Source organism: Acidovorax sp. SUPP2539, assembly GCF_030158975.1.
Taxonomy (GTDB): Bacteria; Pseudomonadota; Gammaproteobacteria; order Burkholderiales; family Burkholderiaceae_C; genus Paracidovorax.
Genome location: NZ_BQXJ01000025.1, coordinates 1 through 775, shown reverse-complemented (window position 1 = coordinate 775; position 775 = coordinate 1). Strand labels below are relative to the sequence as shown.

The 775-nt window shown below is 54.5% G+C and carries 1 protein-coding gene, 3 tRNA genes and 1 pseudogene; all 5 read right to left on the bottom strand.

Annotated features, from left to right (window positions below; translation table 11 throughout):
* Positions 1-124 (bottom strand): GTP-binding protein (locus AVTE2539_RS26270; RefSeq protein ID WP_284410709.1); only part of this gene is annotated, 124 nt, incomplete at its 3' end.
* 75 nt (positions 125-199) lie between these two features.
* A tRNA-Thr gene (locus AVTE2539_RS26265) sits at positions 200-274 on the bottom strand.
* 93 nt (positions 275-367) lie between these two features.
* Positions 368-441 (bottom strand) — tRNA-Gly (locus AVTE2539_RS26260).
* A 45-nt stretch (positions 442-486) separates the two neighbouring features.
* Positions 487-572, bottom strand: a tRNA-Tyr gene (locus AVTE2539_RS26255).
* 58 nt (positions 573-630) lie between these two features.
* A pseudogene (locus AVTE2539_RS26250) lies at positions 631-775 on the bottom strand (MerR family transcriptional regulator); the annotation flags it as partial.

The window sequence follows — 775 nt, the reverse complement described above, 5'->3', positions numbered from 1 at the left end:
CGCCGAACTTGGAGGACAGCACCGTGGCGATGGCCGCCGTCAGCGTCGTCTTGCCATGGTCCACGTGACCGATGGTGCCCACGTTCACGTGGGGCTTGGTACGTTCGAACTTACCTTTTGCCATTTTTTCGACTCCGAAAAAAATTACACCAATACAACATAGGCGCCCGCACATTTTTATATGCGCACACCTTGAATTTGGTGCCCATGGCGGGAATCGGACCCGCGACCTCTCCCTTACCAAGGGAGTGCTCTACCACTGAGCCACATGGGCATTCCGAGACGATCACACACTCTCGAGACTAACCACTAACCACTAATCACTAATCACTAATCACTAATCACTAATCACTAACCAACTGCAAACTGGAGCGGGAGACGGGAATCGAACCCGCGTCATTAGCTTGGAAGGCTAGGGTTCTACCATTGAACTACTCCCGCATCGCCTTACAGACTCCGCGTTGCGCCTACGCGCCGCTTCATAGTTGGTGGAGGGGACTGGATTCGAACCAGTGTAGGCGTAAGCCAACAGATTTACAGTCTGCCCCCTTTAGCCACTCGGGCACCCCTCCGAAGAATCCACGATTGTAGCAGCCTTTTTGCCGCAAAGGAGTTTTCCTTAATCTAAATTGCTTCGAGGAAGCAGATCAACCGAGTGCGATCGCGAGCGGTGTAGATGCGAGTACGGGCGCCGGGTCCGGTGCGTTGGGGTTGGAGAAGGCCCATGTCTTCATAGAAGCGCATGGCGCGGGTGGTGAGGTCGAACTCTTTGGCG